Genomic DNA, 16,581 nt, shown 5'->3' on the forward strand with positions numbered 1-16,581 from the left:
CAAGCTCTTTCCTGCAACGAGTTAAATGCGGCAAGGGAAATTGAAAAGATCAGCCAGCGACTATCCGATCTTATGGAGTTGGTTCACGGTGGGGATTGGCAGTCTCAGATTGATCATCAGTACGGCTATGTTCTCGTTCGTAAGCATTCGCCTTGATGGTGTTCAGGATCATACCCAAAAGTAGCCCTATGTCGTCTGGCTTCAGCCCTTGCACACGACCTAACATAGCTCTGATTTCGTGTTCACCACGGATAGGGGCTTTGTCATCTTCTGCGCCCCAGAAGAGATAAGCCAAGCTTACGCCTAGCTCTTCGCTCAGCTTCATAACTTTTTCGATGCTGGGCGACTTATCAGTATTTCGCAGTTCGTTGACCGTGTTGACGCCAAGACCCGTCGCCAAACTAATGGCGCGATCTGATCGTGGGTCTTCATCGACAGCCTTCAAAAGGCGGCTTTTCCAGTTCTCTTCCATAGCAATTTTTTATCACGTACACGGAAAAGCGTGCACACGTTGTTGCGTGTATTGATCATGCACGCGATAGCGTGTATATGTCGGTTATGAGCACGAAACTTCTCGAAGAAATTGAAGCCTTCATGGCTGAAACAGGAACCGGCGCTTTCCGATTTGGGATGAAAGCGATCAAGAACGGTCGCCTTGTCGAAAGGCTTCGTTCTGGCGGGAGAGTTTGGCCTGAAACGGAGATGGAAGTTCGCGCATACATCCGTGCCGAGCGCGCAAAGCCCAACGTACAGGCTTCCCGCCCGCGCAAAGAGGCGAAAACAACCGACCAACCACCAACCCTATCAGGAACCGTATAATGAGCGACGATATCACATCGGAAGCGCAGACGATTGCCGTTGGCCAGCTTCGGGCCTTCATTGAACGAATTGAACGCCTCGAAGAAGAAAAAAGAACCATCGGCGACGATATCAAGGAAGTTTACGCGGAAGCAGATGGCAGCGGCTTCGATAAGAAGATTGTCCGCGAAATCGTCCGTCTCCGCCGCAAGGAAGACCATGAGCGTCAGGAAGAAGAAGCGATGCTTCAGCTTTACATGGACGCTTTGGGGATGTCGTAAGCCATGACCGCGACCGTTTTCCCAACCCATGATGGAACATTCATCGCCTCTTGCCGTAAGACCGGCAGGAGCGCGAGCGGTCGCACGCATGCACACGCATTGCGGAATTTTCATTCGTTGGTGAACTCCTCCCACACTGACGAAGAAAGCCTCACCGCCTTCAATAAGCGCGGTGAGGCTCCCTTTTCGAGCGAGGGGCGGCGATGAGGAACAAGCCTCGCTCAATCTCCAATTCACGAACCCGTGGGGCGCTTTTTGCGCGTTCTTTCAAGTCCAGAGCGTTCTCCCACGGTAGGAGAAGCGGCGCTCTGGCGCGTGTCCGGGTAACTACCCGTCGCAACCTTGAACAAGGCAGGATCACGCTCTCCCGCTTCTTCGACATTTCCTCGGGCAATTGCTGCTTTTCGTGCGTTCTGCAAAACGCGCCATGCGGCATGCCCGATGTGCTCCAAACCTCTACTCCTGCTCTCGTTTCGTTTCAGTCGGCTGCTGTTGTCCTGAAACGTAGCTGGAGAGCTTTGCAATGTCCGACAAAGGTTTTGAAGGATCTGACAAAATGAGTGTCGAGTTTGTCAGCAGCGCGAGAGGGATGAGTGATTTCATCCTTCAAAGTACCTACCGGGGGCCGGGTGATACCGTTGACGCTGCCATGCACCGGGCTGAGCGCATGTATGGCGCTCCGGCTTCTTGGATGCATCGCCTCCGCTATCGATCAATCAAAGATATGCCTGTTTCCGCATATGCGGCCATCGCTCGCGCCTACAAAGCGGCGCTTGAAGCATCAGAAAGAGCCTATGCGGCTGAGAGGGAACTAGCCCATGCGCGCAATTCGAAACTTCTTGGCATCGCGGATGCTCTGGCTGGAACGCCTTATGCAAGCAGCGTGGCGGAAATTGCGCCAGTACTGGTTGAGACTGGTTCAACGGGAGAAGGACGAAAAGACATTCCCGACACGAATAGAGAAGGGTGAGAAATGAACCCTTTACCCGCGGCCACTCTCGCCACCCTTCTGACAATCCTGCTGATCTTTTTGATCGGCCTCTATCTCGTATGGAGGATGTAATGGAAACCCAGAAAATACCGCATTACGTGAAGCCAGCTCTTGGCCGTCTCTATGGGGGGGCAACCCTTGCTCACGAGGTATCGCAGACGGAAGAAGCCATAAAGGGCGGCGGTTTCGTTTATTTCACATTGCCAGACGGCAAATCTGTGGGGCCTGCCTCGGGGAAATGGCTGATCGAAAATGGCTTTGTAGCAGCAACTGGAGACGATTTGTTTCCGGGTGGCTCGCAAACCTATCGGATAGCGTGAGGCCCTGATGCTCTCCCTGCGCCAGATGCACGATATCGCCATAGGCGAAGTGCGGTCGATGGATGACCTGCTTCGCAAAGGCCGCACGTCCAAGCCGCCGCGTCCAGATATGTGGATCGCGCAGCATGAGCGTATTCGTCAGCATCGTTTGCAGGTCGTCAAACTGATCGAAAGCGAGATTGACCGCCGCAAGGCAGAAGGTGAGGCGGCATGATCAAGCTTGCGCTCCCATTCCCACCTTCTGTCTGGGATATTTACGTTGGATGGGGCAAGGCGCGCCGCCTTTCGCCGGAATATGCGAAGTGGCGCAGCGACTGCGGCTATTTCCTCAATGGGAAGAACGGCTTCATCGAAGGCCCATTCAGCATTCAGGTTGCCTTGAAGCGTCCGCATAAGCGCATGGACCTCGACAACCGCATGAAAGCGCTTCTGGACGTTCTCCAGCACTACAAGGTCATCAAGAACGACAGCCTCTGCGAACGCCTCACAATGACGTGGGACGCCGGTTTGAAAGAGGAATGCGTCGTTATCCTGCAGAGCGCCGAGGAGGCGCAAGCAGCATGAGCCGCGACCGTATCCCTTATTTCGATTTCTACCCCTCCGACTTTATGCACGGCGTGCGTGGCCTGTCGGCGCAGGAAGTCGGCGTTTACACGATGATGCTCTGCCGCATCTATGAAGAAAACGGCCCCGTTGAATTCCACGTCATGCGCCTATCCACCTATTGCGGAATGCGTGAGAACACGTTCGTCAAGACAGTCGAAAAGCTTATCGAGCTTGGCAAGCTTCAGCTTATCGATGGCATGATAACGAACCATCGTGCTGAAGCTGAAATTTCAAGTCGTGCGAACAAGTTGAAAAATAATTCCAAGGCCGGGAAAGCAAGTGCCGAAAAAAGGCAACAAAAACAACGGTCGAATTCAACAGACGTTCAACAGACGTTCAACCATACAGATACAGATACAGATATAACATCTTCACTTCGTTCAGATGTATCGATCAAACCGGATTTCGACAGCGAGTTCGAGCAACAGTTCTGGCCGATCTATCCGCGTCGTGTCGGCAAGGGGCAAGCGCTCAAGGCGTTTCGTTCGGCTCGAAAGCAGGCCGAGCTTGAAACGATCCTCGCTGGCGTCCGTCGATACGCGGATGACCGCCAAGGCGAAAGCCCGGAATTCACCAAACACGCTTCGACGTGGCTCAACGGCCAATGCTGGCTGGATGAGACGGTTCCGAAGCGTGCCGCTCCCCCTCCGAAGCAATCATCACGCGCCAATCCACGGCAACAGATGTGGATAGACGAATTCAACAAACACAGCGGACAGAGCCATGAACCAGTTAGCGAAGAAGGATCAGTTTTGGACCTTAGCCACGGCGACGGATATAGCCGCAGCGATGGCGGGTCTGTCCGTCTTGCCTACTCGCGCCTTGGGTAATCCTGACGCCGAGAAAATGGCCTACATGAAGGCTCTGGACGGCGTGACGAAGCACGGGCTGGAACTGGCCGTCGATAACATCCTGCGCGGATCCCTTGGACACGGCTTCATGCCATCTCCGCCAGAGATGCGCCTGCAATGCGATGAGGTCATGCGACCGATCCGAGAAGCAGAAGCCCGCGACCGCCGCGAAGCTGAAATCCTCAAGGAGCAGCGCGAAGAAAAACGCCAGCGTGAGCACTCGCAATCCACGTGGACGCCAGAAAGCCGCCAGCGCGCATCAGCCAAATGGCAGCAGATCAAAGCCCAGATGCAGGCAGAAGGCGCGAAGGATGACGCCAAGCGTGATCAGTATGACGTTAGCCCGGAAGCCTGCATGGCTCGGTTAAAGGCGGCGGCAGAAGCCAACGGCCACAAATTCAACATCGACAATCTCAAGTCAGCGCCAAGCGGATCATTCAAGCAAGTAGGGAGGGCAGCATGATGATATCAGACTCGAAAGTGGTCCACGACAGTGTAAGTTCGAGTTGTTCCACGCTCACTACGAAACTTAACTTTGAATTCAAATTGCCATTTATATGTCCCAGATTCAGGATGGGGACCTTTTACATTGAACTTTATCAATTTGCACGGCGGAGCGTGATCTGGTCGAATATTTCCGTCAACAAACTGTCGGTCAGGAAAATCGGTTCGCGTCTCGCCCGGTTTGAAATAACCGATATCTTTATTGGTGTCCCAGTACATTTTTACTTGAAATGGTGTGAGATTTGTAACCGAAACAATCTCCACACGCCTGCGATTAAAGTTTTGAACCAAAATGCCAGCACTGATCGCGGAATCAATGGAGAGCTCGAAACTTGGATCGGTGTTGCCCAGAATAAAGTCAGTTTGTCGCCTCTGATCGGAAATCTGCTTTCTCAGGTGGGATATAGTCCAACCAGCAGCAACCAAGGCGCCAATAGCGCCTGCCCATCCGCTCAGCGCCCCGATCCACTCGCGCCACCAAACTTCTTCTTGTTGGCTCATGTAACTTACAAAATGAATAAGAAGGCTAACTGGCCAAGTTTGTGTCAGTGTGTATATCGCGAACACGTAGGCCGCGCAGGCCGCATAAAACCACTTAATAGTGTTCATTCCCCAATCCCCCGTGTTTTGACTGATTTAACTGGAGCGGATGCTATCCGCAAGGTCGCAGCATGATGCACGATGCAGCAGAGCACCCCATGGGCAAATATCACGGCTATGCACCGTCTCTCATCAGGAGATTGCAGGCGCAGAAGAAGTTCTTGACGGGAAACTCCCGCCGTTCTCAGGCGCACCGGCTGTTCCGCAAGGGAATGGATACGGTCGAGATTGCCCAGATAATGAACAAGACGGAGGCCGAAGTTGAAAAACTCCTGCATCAGGCGCGAAACGAAATTCTCGGTATCGAGATAGCAGCATAACCCACGTCAACGAGGAACAGACATGGCGAAAACCAAAGCGGCGAAGATCAAGGCGAAACGCGGACGGCCGAAGAAGGAAGGAGCTCTGCGTACGCCTTCTGGCCAGATTAGCAGAGCAAAGGAGCCGCCAGCAAAAATGGCCCAGCTTGCGAGGATGAGGATATTCGGCATGACAGCATCGGAAGCGCTTTCGGATCTGGCAAGCGACAATCTCGGTAGGCTTCACATGGCGTACAAGCGCGACAAATCGGAAGGCATCAGCACAAGCCAGTACGACGCCGCCGAGCGCTATCGTGAAGTGCTGAATGACCGGCGCAAGGCCGAATGCTCTCCGGCTGCGCATTACGACCAAACAGGCACCGTCGGAACATCTGAACCAGACGATTACGAGAAATGGGTTGTTCGGGCAAAACAAGCCTATAGCGATGCGCGGAGGGCCATTGAAGAGGCTCAGCTTGAGGCACGAAACTCGAACCTATTCGCTGCCGTGCAGTTCATGCTTGAGAACGACCAATACTTACCTCACATGATAGGGGATATTCGTCTCGCTTGTAATGCACTTCATCGACATTTTTTCACACAAACTCGTAAGAAAGTCGCATAAGTGTCTTGTCACATCGGGCGAAGCAGAATAATCTGCGCATAGTTTCAGGGTGCAAAATCGCGTCCTGATAAGAATTCAGCGGCCTTCGGGCCGCTTTGTTGTTTTAGGCGAGCCGATGTTCACCGCATTTTTAGCGGCCTTCACATTGCTGATCTGTGCGCCTATGGCATATGTTTGCCTCAAACTACCAATGCCAACCTTGTTCAAGTTCGTACACCTGGCGGTAATCGTGTTGGTTGCAGGTATCACAATTATTCTTGGCAGGCATTTAGGCTAAGGGAATGGGACCCTCTGCATAGCGGATGGGCACCAATAGGCGGCTTTAGGGGCGCTTTATAAGGGAAATTGACGGCAAGGTTGTTGCGATAGTGGATATTATCGAAGCTCATAAGCGTTCCATCCATCACCGACCTGAGATAGAGGCCAGCGGGAAGTGCGGGTGCTTCTACTGTCTGGAAATATTCGAACCGGGTGCAATCACAGAATGGGTTGATGACGATGACACGGCCCTTTGTCCCCATTGCAGCATTGACTCAGTGATTGGTGACGCATCGGGCTATCCAATTGATGGCGCCTTCTTAACTCGGATGCACAGGCATTGGTTTATGAACGAAGTGTAGGGCCTCCATGGAATGCGAAGGCGTTTTACACATCGAGCGTATTAAACGCCTATCCTCGCAAGTAGCTGACGGCCAGCGAAGATAGCCGTAGTCGGTTAAGGGTGGCGTAAAGACGTTGTGAGAGCCTCGCCTGAGAGGTGGCTCGGTTTGTCTGAACAGTTTCGGGCGTTTCGCTAAGTGGATTTCCGCCTCGATTATGCCGCCGCCATCATTGGCGTCAGCGCGTTGAAGTAGGCCTGATCCGGTGTCTGCCGGTCAAGGGATGAATGTGGGCGTCGGCTATTGTAAAAGGTCAGATAGCGGCCGATGCCAGCGCGGGCCTCGGACACTGTTTTATAGGCGTGGAGGTAGACTTCCTCGTATTTGATCGAACGCCAGAGCCGCTCGACGAAGACGTTGTCCCGCCACGCACCCTTGCCATCCATCGAGATGGCGATTTCCGCCTTCTTCAGCACCGTCGTGAAGTCCATCGAGGTGAACTGCGAGCCCTGGTCGGTATTGAATATGTCGGGTCTGCCATAACGGGCCAGCGCTTCCTCGACTGCTTCGATGCAGAAGGCTGCCTCCATCGTGATCGACAGTCGCCACGACAGAACCTTCCGGCTGAACCAGTCCACAACGGCGCAGAGATAGACAAATCCGCGAGCCATCGGAACATAGGTCAGGTCCATCGCCCAGACCTGATTGGGTCTGGTAACCGCCAGCTTGCGCAGGAGGTAGGGATAGATTTTGTGCCCAGGTGCCGGTTTCGACGTGTTCGGGCGACGGTAGATCGCCTCGATGCCCATCTTCTTCATCAGCGTGGCGACGTGCAGTCGACCGGTTTGTAACCCTTCTCCCCTCAAGAGCCCTTGCAACATCCGGCTTCCGGCAAACGGGTATTCGAGATGCAACTCGTCGATCTGGCGCATCAGAGCCAGATCGCCGTCAGACACCGGACGCGGCGAATAATAGACACTGCCACGGCTGAAGCCGAGAAGCTTCGCCTGACACACGACGGACAGCTTGTGCTCGCGGTCGATCATTTCTTTCCGCTCAGCAATCCCGCCTTGCCGAGCGCTCCGGCTAAAAAATCATTCTCCAGCGTCAGCTCCCCGATCTTGGCGTGCAGCGTTTTGACATCGACAGTTGGCCCCGTCGGCTCCGCCTTCGCTTCATCGCCGAAAACGCCTGTCGCCCCCTCAAGGAGCTGGTCTTTCCATTGCTTGATCTGGTTGGCGTGCACGTCAAACTGTTGGGACAGTTCCACCAGCGTCTGCTCGCCTCGAATGGCGGCGAGCGCCACTTTTGCCTTGAAAGCCGGGCTATGGTTCCGGCGCGGTCGTCTCGTCATGGTATCTCCTGTTCCCGGCATCTAAGCCGAACTCAGGCAGAAATTCCACTTATCCCCCTGTTCAAATTTCCCGAGCCAGCTCTCCTGAAAGGGTCCGACTAGCGCAGAATTTAGATCGCAAGTTTTATTGACCAAGTGACCAGACTCACAGAAGCCTAATGCTTTACGGGCCATTGGGGTGAGTTATGGAAAAAGAAGATCATCTTTCAAATGAGATTTCTGTATCGGCAGAGGTAGTTGATAACAGCGTTAAGGCATCCGCCAAAAGTAGAGCTTTATCTGGAATTGATCGGTTAGTCGGCAGTTCAGCTGACTTTTTTAGCGCACAAATTGAAGCGCTTACGGAAAAGCGTCGAGAAAAAACGCAAGGCGAAGTTGCTATTATTCGTAAGGCGGCTGAGTTCGGGATACAAGAAATGCATACTGATCACGACTTTGCTAAGCGAGCCTTTGAAACACATTACAAAGGCATATTGCGAGAACAAGAGAATAAAGAAGCGGTTGTTGTGAACGCTCTTCAGGATTTGCGCAGCGATCCAATGAGTGAAGATACAATGAGCGCAGGTCCTGAGGAGTTGAGTGAAGATTTTCTGGGACGCTTCGAGGAGTATGCTAAGGGCGCTTCCACTGAGGAATTGCGAGAGCGTTGGGGTAAAATTTTATCGGGAGAAATTCGCAAGCCAGGCACTTTTAGCCGAAAAGTATTAAGAGCAATTGACGAATTAGAGCCTAGCATCGCAGCACTATTTGAAGACATATCAAAGTTTTGCATACAAGGAGCGATGTTTAGGCCCATTGCACGAGATTTAGCCTATACTGAAAGGGTTAATCTCTTCACTGCCGGTCTGATCACAGACGTTGGCGAAAGCCAGGTAAGATACTTTACCGAGGCGCCTTTGGTTGACGGAACCACAGTGTGGTTTCTAAGATTAGGAGATTTCGCAATAGCATATCCAAAAGATGCTGTTGTTGATTACACCAATAGTAAAATCCTATCTAAGGATGACAATAAACCTTATCTTCCAACCAATCTTCTCAGTGACGTTGGCAATGCGTTACTTTCAATTATTCCACGTGATGAGAAGCTAATCGCGCGCAATATAGCAAACGTTGTGAGCTCTCAGCTGCCGGCTGGAATACTGATGTATTATAAGATGGATGCAAAATCAAATAAGTGGTTAAATATTCCCGTGATTTAACAACTGACCGAATTAATTCAAGCTACTTGAGGCCGGGGTAGCGTCCGGCCCGTTCTGGTCAACAGCGCCGATAGAAATCGGCAAGCATGAGCAGAAGCATTAATGTGGCGATTGTGTCGGAATAGCTGAGAGCGTTCATTGCTTTGAACCGTCGATTGTTGAACCGACAGTTCTATTAGCGCCCAAATAGTTTCCGCACAAAGCACAGGTTTAGCCTCGTCATTGAGCGGGGTTTTTCATTGACTTCGTTCGACAGCAAAGCTCGGAGCGTCGTCGCCTTTGCCTTCCTGCAGGAAATCGATCAGTTCACCCATCAAGGCTTCGGCGACAGGTTTGATCATTGCCAGTTCGATTGTACCTGTATCGGTCTTGAGTGTGAGAATCCCGACCAGAGGGTCTTGGTTGAGTACGGTATAGCCCGCGCCTAGTATTTTGTTGAAGCCGGAACGACCGATCTTAGCCATGTGTTTTCTCCATTGGGTTCGGATGGCTTGATCTCTATCACCAAAAAATGTGGAGAACGATATGCGCTTTGGGTTCAGTGTCATGGCGGCGGCGCTGAAGTCGTCTGTTTGTGGATTCTTTGGCGGAGCAATGGTTTCTCCGCTCCTGGAGATTTCCTTACCGGCATCGATCGTCAGGCAAGCGTATTCGTCTCGGTGGACGCACATTTAAGCCAAACGGCGTCCCTGAAGCGGCCCGCCGCCAACGCCAGATTGCCGAGGGGAGACCTACCGCGAGCAACGGGAATATCTGAATATGAGTGCTAAAGAGGAGTCTATTTTGAACGCAACTGCTTTATTAACGTCTCGCCGAGGGCTTCAGTTTCGTTCCATAGGTCGATTTCTGATTGGACAATATCAATAACCTCAGCAGGGCCGCACTTGTCGAACTTTCCTTCGTCCGTGGCAATCAACGTAAGTCGTATCGCAGCTGATTGACTATAAAATCGAACAATACCGCCACAAACTGATCCTAACTTGCCAATTTTATCGACATTATTTCGGAAGACGGGGAACGCTTCGCTGTTCTTTTCAAAAGAAGTTAGCCATCCCTTTGGAAGTACTGATGATGAAGAAGTGAAATGTCCGTGGTTTAGTGCCGCGCGATTTGCCTCGATTAATTGCTGAGCCAACGGAATTTGGTCTCTGAGGCGCACCATATGGATGTAGGCCTCTATCTCTGCTGCAAGAGCGTTCTTAAGACCTGCCACTTCTTCCTTGTTGGCGTCTCGCCGGATAATCCTCTGGCCAATTAGCGTGGAGCCAGCTCCAACTAAGGTTCCGATAAGCCCTGAAAGACCAGTAATTATATTCGGCCAATAGTCAGCCATTCAATCGCCTCCGTCTAAACCCATCAGGAATTGAACCGTGAGTCTCACGCCGAAACAAGAGCGGTTTGTCGCTTAACATGGAGATCGGAAATGCACCGAACTATGTGTTCGACAACTTAGTTTCCAGCTCTTCTATCCGCTTCTCAAGTCTCCGGACTGTTGCCGAATGCATAGCCTCACGTAATTCCCTAGTGGAGAGGAAAATATGCAGCCGGAAGTGACCACTGAGAGCGAGCTTCTTCGAACGAGAAACATAAATCTCGACGCCATCATCGGTTGGAAAGAATGCGGACTGACTTAAATCGGCCTCGGTAAGAGTATGTGAGCCGACGACGTTGCGACCGTATCCATTTGCTGTAACTTTCATTGTATTCCCCAAGGTTATCCCATGCCTGTTCTGAAAAATGCCCGTCACGAAGCGTTTGCACAAGAGCTCGCAAAGGGAAAGACTGCGGATGAAGCATACAGGATTGCGGGGTTTAAACCGAACCGAGGGAATGCAGCGACGTTAAAGCAGAAACAAAGCATTTCAAAACGGGTGAATGAGCTTCTCGAGTGGGAGCAAACGGTAGAGCGCAAGGCCACTGAAAAGGCCATCGACAAGCTTGCGATCACCAAAGAGCGAGTGCTCGCAGAACTCGCCAAGATCGGGTTCTCGGACATCCGTAAAGCCATCAAATGGCAAGGATCGCTCGTAACCGAGGAAGACAATCCCGGTGGCGGCGACGTGCTGGTCATCAAGAACGTGGTCACGAACAACGTGCAGCTCGTTTCGAGCGACGAGATTGACGACGACACGGCGGCAGCAATTGCAGAGATCAGCCAGAATTCTACCGGCGGGATCAAGTTGAAGCTGCATGATAAGAAGGCGGCGCTTGTCGACATTGGTAAACACCTCGGGATGTTCATCGAGAAGCACGAGCACTCCGGTGAGATATCTCTGACTGTGTCGCAAGAGGACGCTGAACTGTGAGACATGGCTTCAATTCAACTTACGGAGAAACAACGACAGGCTAACCGCCTTTTGGCTGGTCCTGCGCGCAACATCATGCTGCGCGGCGGATCCCGGTCGGGAAAGACCTTCGTACTTGTCCGAGCCATCATTCAGCGGGCAATCAATGCGCCAGGCTCTCGGCATGTCATTTTCCGTTTCCGGTTCAACCATGCCAAGACCTCGGTTTGGTCCGATACGCTGCCAAAGGTTATGAAACTGTGCTTTCCATCGCTGCGCGTGCGGTTTGACAAGACTGACTTCTATGTCGAGTTACCGAACGGTTCTCAGGTCTGGATTGCGGGGTTGGACGACAAGGAGCGCGTTGAGAAGATTCTCGGGCAGGAATACGCAACCCTCTATTTCAATGAAAGCAGTCAGATTCCGTGGGCATCGGTGGAAACCGCAATGTCCCGCCTGGCCCAGAAGTGTGTGCTCGCCGCTCAAATAGCGAAAGCCACCGGACGGCAGTATCTGGCGCTTAAGGCCTATTTCGACTGTAACCCGCCGTCAAAACTGCATTGGAGCTTTCAGCTATTCCGGTCGAAGATGAAGCCTGGCACGAAAGAGGCGCTTCCCAATCCCGACGACTACGTCGAGATGAAGGTAAACCCATCCGATAATGCCGATAACCTGCCGGCGGAGTATTTCGACGTGCTGGCCTCGATGTCGGCAGCAAAGCGGCTTCGTTTTGAAGCGGGTGAATGGGCAAGTGAAGTCAACGGCGCCTTGTGGGCGCTGGATGACCGCATGGCTGCCGACGGCAAAATCATGCCGGGTATAGACAGCCTGCGCGTGAAGCAGGCCCCGGAACTTGTTCGAATTGTGGTTGCTGTCGACCCCTCGGGTACGCGGGGTGATGACGGTGGCGACGACATCGGCATTGTTGTCGCAGGTCGTGGGGTAGATGGTCACGCATACATTCTCGAGGACGGCACTTGCCAATTGTCGCCGGAAGGATGGGGCAGGCGGGCAGTCGACCTCTATCACCGTTTCGAGGCTGACCGGATTGTCGGTGAGCGGAACTACGGCGGCGACATGGTGCGCTTCACGGTGGCGACCGCCGATAAGAAGGCTGCCTTCAAGGAAGTTGTTGCCAGTCGTGGCAAAGCCGTTCGAGCCGAGCCGATCAGCGCCTTGTACGAGCAAGGCAAAGTGCATCACGTGCGCATTTTCCCCGATCTTGAAGACCAGATGTGCAACTTCACTGCCTCCGGTTACGTGGGTGATGGATCGCCTGACCGTGCCGACGCCCTTGTATGGGCAATCACTGAACTGATGCTTGGTGCTGAGATGCCGAAAGCTGTCTTCGGAACCTATGGACGGATAAATGGCTGATACAGATTTTCTCGCTACATCAGCCGATTATAAGGCGATGCTCGGCTACTGGACGAAGGTTGCGGCGATCCGCGGTGGCGTCGACGCCATGCGGAAAGCTGGTAAATCCTATCTTCCGCAGTTTCCCAATGAGAGTGACCCGAACTACGACTATCGTCTGGCGAACTCGAAGTTCACTGACATCTATTCGGATATCGTGGAGAACTTGGCGTCCAAGCCGTTTTCGAAGGAAGTGACGCTCGCCAACGATACCGTGCCGGAAGCGATCAAGGTTGTGACCGAGGATATCGACGGTGGCGGCAATCATCTGCACGTCTTCGCCGACACAGTGTTCTTCAACGGGATTCACAACGCCATTGACTGGATACTGGTCGACTATCCGACAGTGCCGGAAGGTGCCACGCTTGCCGATGAGAAGCGGATGGGTGCGCGGCCGTACTGGGTGAATATACCCGCTACCGACATGCTCTGGGTCGAAAGCAAGGTCATCAACGGCAAGGAACAGTTCACCTACGCCAAGATTTACGAGCCCGTCACCCAGCGAGACAGAACCGGTACGGAACAGCGCATCGATCGTGTTCGCATCCTGCTCCGGGATGAACTTGAAGGTGGTCAGTATGGTCCTGCCCGATATGAAATCTGGGAGAAGGCCACAACGAACAATGCGGGTTGGACGCTGATCGCGGAAGGGCCGATCTCGATTGGTGTGATTGCATTGGTGCCGTTCTTCACCGGCAGACGCGAAGGCTCGACATGGCGCATTCGCCCACCGATGCGAAACGTCGCTGAATTGCAGGTCGAACATTATCAGCAGGAAACCAATCTCAAGTCTGCGAAGGAACTGACCGCCTTTCCGATGCTGGCGGGCAATGGTGTGACGCCGCCGGTAGATGAGAATGGCAAGCCGATCATGGCGCCGATTGGCCCATCGGTCGTTCTCTATGCGCCTCCGACGCCGGATGGCACGAAAAGCGGGCAGTGGCAGTTTATCGAACCTTCGGCATCGTCTCTCAAGTTTCTCTCTGAGGAGGTGGATAAGACCGAGACACAGATGCGCGAGCTTGGCCGTCAGCCACTGACAGCGGGCACAAGCGGAATTACGCAGGTTGCAGCCGCCTTCGCTTCCCAGAAGTCAGCCAGCGCCGTACAGGCTTGGGCTTTCATGCTCAAGGATTGTCTGGAGCGGGCATACGTATTCACATCGATGTGGCTGAAGGTGAAGCTCGAGCCGACCGTTTACGTGAATACTGACTTCGCAATCGAACTCGGCGAGGACAAGGCGCCTGACACGCTTCTGACCATGAACGAGCGCGGCAAGCTCAGCACACAGACGCTCTGGCAGGAAATGAAGCGCAGAAGCATCCTTTCGCCCGAGTTCGACGCGGACGAAGAGGAAAAGCGGATCATGGATGAACTCCCCGCTGACGACACTGAGGATGATCTGACCGCTGCCGTCACTCCCCCGGTGAAAGAACGGGCGGAATAGCTCAACGACAATCTGACTTCACACGGCTCGGCAGGGTGATCCTTCCGGGCCTTTTTCAATGCGCGGGACGCGCACAACTATCCGGGATGGATAAACATGGCTCTCAAAGCAATTCTGGCATCGCTTGATGGTATCGATGAAGCAATCTCGGCTTTCTATGTCGAGAAGGACGGCAAGTTCATTCTTGATGTGGAGGGTGTCGACGGCTTCGCACTGGAAGACGTGAATGGTCTCAAGACTGCACTCGGCAAGGAACGCACGACACGCGAACGTCTTGAGCGCGATGTGATCAAGTTCAAGGACCTTGACCCAGACAAGGCTCGCGAGGCTCTGGCCAAGCTGGAAGAACTGACCAGCATCGACCCTGCCAAGGAAGCCGACAAGATCGCGAATACGAAGTTCGAGGCTGCCAAGGCCCAGCTTCTGGAGAAGCACACCGGCGAGCTTACGAGCCGTGATGAGCGTATCGGGCATCTGACCAAGACGGTTGAGGGTCTGCTCATTGACGCCGCTGCAACCTCTGCGCTGGCTGAAGCCAAGGGCTCGGTGGAACTGCTCCTTCCTCACGTACGGGCTCACACCCGCGTCAAGGAAGTCGACGGCAAGTTTACGGTCGAAGTGATCGACAAGGACGGCAACGCAAAGATCGCGGATTCCAAGGGTACGCCGATGGATATCTCTGGTCTGGTTGCCGAAATGAAGGAATCTGACGCGTTCGGACGCGCCTTTGAAGGTTCCGGCCAGTCGGGCAGCGGTAAACAACCGGGCGCAGGTGGCGGTGGTAATGCTCCGCAACGCGGTAATTTCGGCGGATCGAAGGAAGAGCGCGCAGCCGCTATCGCTTCGAAGTTCCCCGAACTGAGGGGCTAAGCCCCTCAAATCTCTCTGCTGCTGTCTCGGGATGAGAAGCGGCATCAAGCGGGCGGGAAGCCCATCCAACCAACAATCCCGAGACACAGCATAGGAGCTTTCCATGTCTCTTTCCCAGATGCAGGTATTCAACAAATACTTCATGCCCGCCATCATCGAAACGCTGGCGCAGATGGTGCAGAAGTTCAATGCCGCCTCCAACGGCGCAATCCGTCTCACCACGGAGGGTTTTGAGGGCGATTTCCTTCAGGAATCGTTCTTTGCATCCATCCACTCAGCACAGCGTCGTGTTGATCGGTATGCGGCACAAGCCGCAGCAGCCGCGACCGATCTGACCCAGCAGAAGCACTCTTCGGTCAAGATCGCCGGCGGCTTCGGCCCGATCCGCTACGAACCATCGCAGATGACTTGGCTTCAGAAGCCGACCGCTGAAGGTATCGAAGTGGCATCCCGCAACTTTGCCGAAGCCATGATGGCTGACCAACTCAACACGGCTATTGCTGGACTTGTCGCCGCCATCGGCAATCAGCCGGACGCGACGAATGATGTGTCCGCGGCAACCGATCCGGCCCTGTCGTACGTGGCAATGAACGATGCGCATGCAAAGTTCGGTGATCATTCGGGCAATCTGATCGCTCAGGTCATGAACGGCACGGCCTATCACAAGCTCATCGGCGCCAATCTCGTCAACACGGCTCAGCTCTTCCAGGCGCAGAATGTCCGTGTGGTCGATATCCTCGGCAAGCCCGTGATCGTCACCGATGCACCGGCTCTGTATGAGGCCGGAACGCCGAACAAATTGAAGGTGCTTTCTCTCGCGGAAAGTGCTGCGATTGTTCATGACGGCAGCGATGTGATCACGAACATCGAAACCTCCAACGGCCAGACCCGCATCGAGACGACTATGCAGATGGACTATTCGTTCGGTCTGTGTCTTAAGGGCTACACTTGGGATGAAGCCAACGGTGGTAAGTCGCCGTCCGACGCTGAGATCGCCACCGGCACGAACTGGGACAAGGTCGCGACCAGCATCAAACACACGGCCGGCGTTCTGACTGTGGCCGCAGCCTAATCATCAACCTGGGCGGGCTTCGGCTCGCCCTTTTTATTTGAGGGTTCCCATGTCGAAAGAGCGTGAAATCGCATATGTCGTTCACCCGGTATCGCAGAAGCTCAAAGAAAAGCTTCGGGCCGATGGCTTCAAGATCATCGATGCTCGGTTCGCGCCGGAAGACGCAAAGGTGATCAACCCGCACAAGAAGCGCGGGAAGGACGAAGGCCAGCAGTCGCAGACGCCGCCTGCCAACGGCATTGGCACGGACAGCGGCGACCAGTTCAGCGAAGAGCAGCTCCGGGCGGCAGTTGAAGCCGCAACCGGCAAGGCTCCTCATCCTTCAGCCAAGCTTGAAACGCTGATCGACAAGTTCAATGAACTGAATGCCCAGGCTGCCGCAGAATGAGCGACAAAGACCGCGTGATTTGGTGTGATCGCGGTTGGCAACCAGTCTATTTCGGCTTCTGCCCGTCAAAGAGGGC

22 protein-coding genes are annotated in these 16,581 nt (G+C 53.7%); 16 read left to right on the forward strand and 6 right to left on the reverse strand.

Annotation, left to right across the window (positions count from 1 at the left end; translation table 11 throughout):
• Positions 1 to 70: 70 nt before the first annotated feature.
• Positions 71 to 472: a helix-turn-helix domain-containing protein gene (locus ABDF71_RS22720; protein WP_258124785.1), complete on the reverse strand. Its 402-nt coding sequence runs from the start codon at positions 470 to 472 to the stop codon at positions 71 to 73.
• Between the two features lie 346 nt (positions 473 to 818).
• Here ABDF71_RS22720 and ABDF71_RS22725 point away from each other — a divergent pair, with 346 nt between their 5' ends.
• From ABDF71_RS22725 to ABDF71_RS22755, 7 genes are all read left to right on the forward strand, one after another.
• A complete protein-coding gene (locus tag ABDF71_RS22725; protein WP_258124784.1) occupies positions 819 to 1,079 on the forward strand; it encodes a DUF2312 domain-containing protein in 261 nt (86 codons plus the stop codon).
• 523 nt (positions 1,080 to 1,602) lie between these two features.
• The gene (locus ABDF71_RS22730) at positions 1,603 to 2,049 is read left to right on the forward strand and encodes a hypothetical protein (RefSeq protein ID WP_258124782.1); all 447 of its coding nucleotides are present in this window, start codon (positions 1,603 to 1,605) and stop codon (positions 2,047 to 2,049) included.
• A 92-nt stretch (positions 2,050 to 2,141) separates the two neighbouring features.
• Positions 2,142 to 2,390 carry a hypothetical protein gene (locus tag ABDF71_RS22735; protein WP_258124781.1) on the forward strand — a complete coding sequence of 83 codons (249 nt, stop codon included), beginning with the start codon at positions 2,142 to 2,144 and terminating at the stop codon, positions 2,388 to 2,390.
• A 7-nt stretch (positions 2,391 to 2,397) separates the two neighbouring features.
• Positions 2,398 to 2,604: a hypothetical protein gene (locus ABDF71_RS22740; protein WP_258124780.1), complete on the forward strand. Its 207-nt coding sequence runs from the start codon at positions 2,398 to 2,400 to the stop codon at positions 2,602 to 2,604.
• Positions 2,601 to 2,954 (forward strand): RusA family crossover junction endodeoxyribonuclease, encoded by a 354-nt coding sequence (locus tag ABDF71_RS22745; RefSeq protein ID WP_258124779.1) that lies wholly within the window; start codon positions 2,601 to 2,603, stop codon positions 2,952 to 2,954. The genes ABDF71_RS22740 and ABDF71_RS22745 overlap by 4 nt, the downstream gene beginning before the upstream one ends.
• The gene (locus ABDF71_RS22750; RefSeq protein ID WP_258124777.1) at positions 2,951 to 3,826 is read left to right on the forward strand and encodes a DUF1376 domain-containing protein; all 876 of its coding nucleotides are present in this window, start codon (positions 2,951 to 2,953) and stop codon (positions 3,824 to 3,826) included. Before ABDF71_RS22745 ends, ABDF71_RS22750 begins: the two co-directional genes overlap by 4 nt.
• Positions 3,786 to 4,310 carry an oxysterol-binding protein gene (locus tag ABDF71_RS22755; RefSeq protein WP_258124776.1) on the forward strand — a complete coding sequence of 175 codons (525 nt, stop codon included), beginning with the start codon at positions 3,786 to 3,788 and terminating at the stop codon, positions 4,308 to 4,310. Before ABDF71_RS22750 ends, ABDF71_RS22755 begins: the two co-directional genes overlap by 41 nt.
• Before the next feature lie 5 nt (positions 4,311 to 4,315).
• Here the strand turns inward: ABDF71_RS22755 and ABDF71_RS22760 are convergent, their stop codons facing one another.
• Positions 4,316 to 4,960, reverse strand: a complete 645-nt coding sequence (locus ABDF71_RS22760) for a hypothetical protein (RefSeq protein ID WP_258124775.1) — start codon at positions 4,958 to 4,960, stop codon at positions 4,316 to 4,318.
• Positions 4,961 to 5,022: 62 nt separating this feature from the next.
• On the opposite strand from ABDF71_RS22760, the gene ABDF71_RS22765 reads away from it, so the two are divergent.
• Both ABDF71_RS22765 and ABDF71_RS22770 read left to right on the forward strand, forming a co-directional pair.
• Positions 5,023 to 5,271 carry a hypothetical protein gene (locus ABDF71_RS22765; RefSeq protein ID WP_258124774.1) on the forward strand — a complete coding sequence of 83 codons (249 nt, stop codon included), beginning with the start codon at positions 5,023 to 5,025 and terminating at the stop codon, positions 5,269 to 5,271.
• Positions 5,272 to 5,293: 22 nt separating this feature from the next.
• Complete coding sequence (locus ABDF71_RS22770) at positions 5,294 to 5,875, forward strand: hypothetical protein (RefSeq protein ID WP_258124773.1); 582 nt, start codon at positions 5,294 to 5,296, stop codon at positions 5,873 to 5,875.
• A gap of 814 nt (positions 5,876 to 6,689) precedes the next feature.
• On the opposite strand, the gene ABDF71_RS22775 is transcribed toward ABDF71_RS22770, so the two are convergent.
• A protein-coding gene (locus tag ABDF71_RS22775; RefSeq protein WP_500061812.1) for an IS3 family transposase occupies positions 6,690 to 7,828 on the reverse strand; the annotation gives its coding sequence in 2 pieces (ribosomal slippage) (positions 6,690 to 7,561 and positions 7,561 to 7,828; 1,140 coding nt in all).
• A 185-nt stretch (positions 7,829 to 8,013) separates the two neighbouring features.
• Between ABDF71_RS22775 and ABDF71_RS22780 the strand changes: the two genes are divergently transcribed.
• Positions 8,014 to 9,027: a DUF2806 domain-containing protein gene (locus tag ABDF71_RS22780; protein WP_258124101.1), complete on the forward strand. Its 1,014-nt coding sequence runs from the start codon at positions 8,014 to 8,016 to the stop codon at positions 9,025 to 9,027.
• A gap of 236 nt (positions 9,028 to 9,263) precedes the next feature.
• Here ABDF71_RS22780 and ABDF71_RS22785 read toward each other — a convergent pair whose 3' ends face one another.
• The 3 genes from ABDF71_RS22785 to ABDF71_RS22795 form a co-directional block, all read right to left on the reverse strand.
• Positions 9,264 to 9,491 (reverse strand): hypothetical protein, encoded by a 228-nt coding sequence (locus tag ABDF71_RS22785; protein WP_258124102.1) that lies wholly within the window; start codon positions 9,489 to 9,491, stop codon positions 9,264 to 9,266.
• 314 nt (positions 9,492 to 9,805) lie between these two features.
• Positions 9,806 to 10,360, reverse strand: a complete 555-nt coding sequence (locus tag ABDF71_RS22790; protein ID WP_258124104.1) for a hypothetical protein — start codon at positions 10,358 to 10,360, stop codon at positions 9,806 to 9,808.
• A gap of 100 nt (positions 10,361 to 10,460) precedes the next feature.
• Entirely contained in the window at positions 10,461 to 10,727 is a 267-nt protein-coding gene (locus tag ABDF71_RS22795; RefSeq protein ID WP_258124105.1) for a hypothetical protein, read from the reverse strand.
• Between the two features lie 21 nt (positions 10,728 to 10,748).
• Here ABDF71_RS22795 and ABDF71_RS22800 point away from each other — a divergent pair, with 21 nt between their 5' ends.
• The 6 genes from ABDF71_RS22800 to ABDF71_RS22825 all read left to right on the forward strand — a co-directional run bounded on the left by ABDF71_RS22800 (position 10,749) and on the right by ABDF71_RS22825 (position 16,505).
• Positions 10,749 to 11,333 (forward strand): terminase small subunit, encoded by a 585-nt coding sequence (locus tag ABDF71_RS22800; RefSeq protein WP_258124106.1) that lies wholly within the window; start codon positions 10,749 to 10,751, stop codon positions 11,331 to 11,333.
• Between the two features lie 3 nt (positions 11,334 to 11,336).
• Complete coding sequence (locus tag ABDF71_RS22805; protein WP_258124107.1) at positions 11,337 to 12,689, forward strand: phage terminase large subunit; 1,353 nt, start codon at positions 11,337 to 11,339, stop codon at positions 12,687 to 12,689.
• Positions 12,682 to 14,175 carry a DUF4055 domain-containing protein gene (locus ABDF71_RS22810; RefSeq protein WP_258124108.1) on the forward strand — a complete coding sequence of 498 codons (1,494 nt, stop codon included), beginning with the start codon at positions 12,682 to 12,684 and terminating at the stop codon, positions 14,173 to 14,175. Before ABDF71_RS22805 ends, ABDF71_RS22810 begins: the two co-directional genes overlap by 8 nt.
• A 96-nt stretch (positions 14,176 to 14,271) precedes the next feature.
• Entirely contained in the window at positions 14,272 to 15,045 is a 774-nt protein-coding gene (locus tag ABDF71_RS22815) for a hypothetical protein (protein ID WP_209419045.1), read from the forward strand.
• A 103-nt stretch (positions 15,046 to 15,148) separates the two neighbouring features.
• Positions 15,149 to 16,117 (forward strand): major capsid protein, encoded by a 969-nt coding sequence (locus tag ABDF71_RS22820; protein WP_258124109.1) that lies wholly within the window; start codon positions 15,149 to 15,151, stop codon positions 16,115 to 16,117.
• Between the two features lie 49 nt (positions 16,118 to 16,166).
• The gene (locus ABDF71_RS22825) at positions 16,167 to 16,505 is read left to right on the forward strand and encodes a hypothetical protein (RefSeq protein ID WP_258124110.1); all 339 of its coding nucleotides are present in this window, start codon (positions 16,167 to 16,169) and stop codon (positions 16,503 to 16,505) included.
• The last annotated feature ends 76 nt before the right edge of the window (positions 16,506 to 16,581 follow it).

This window comes from Ochrobactrum sp. WV_118_8, assembly GCF_039631535.1.
Taxonomy (GTDB): Bacteria; Pseudomonadota; Alphaproteobacteria; order Rhizobiales; family Rhizobiaceae; genus Brucella; species Brucella anthropi.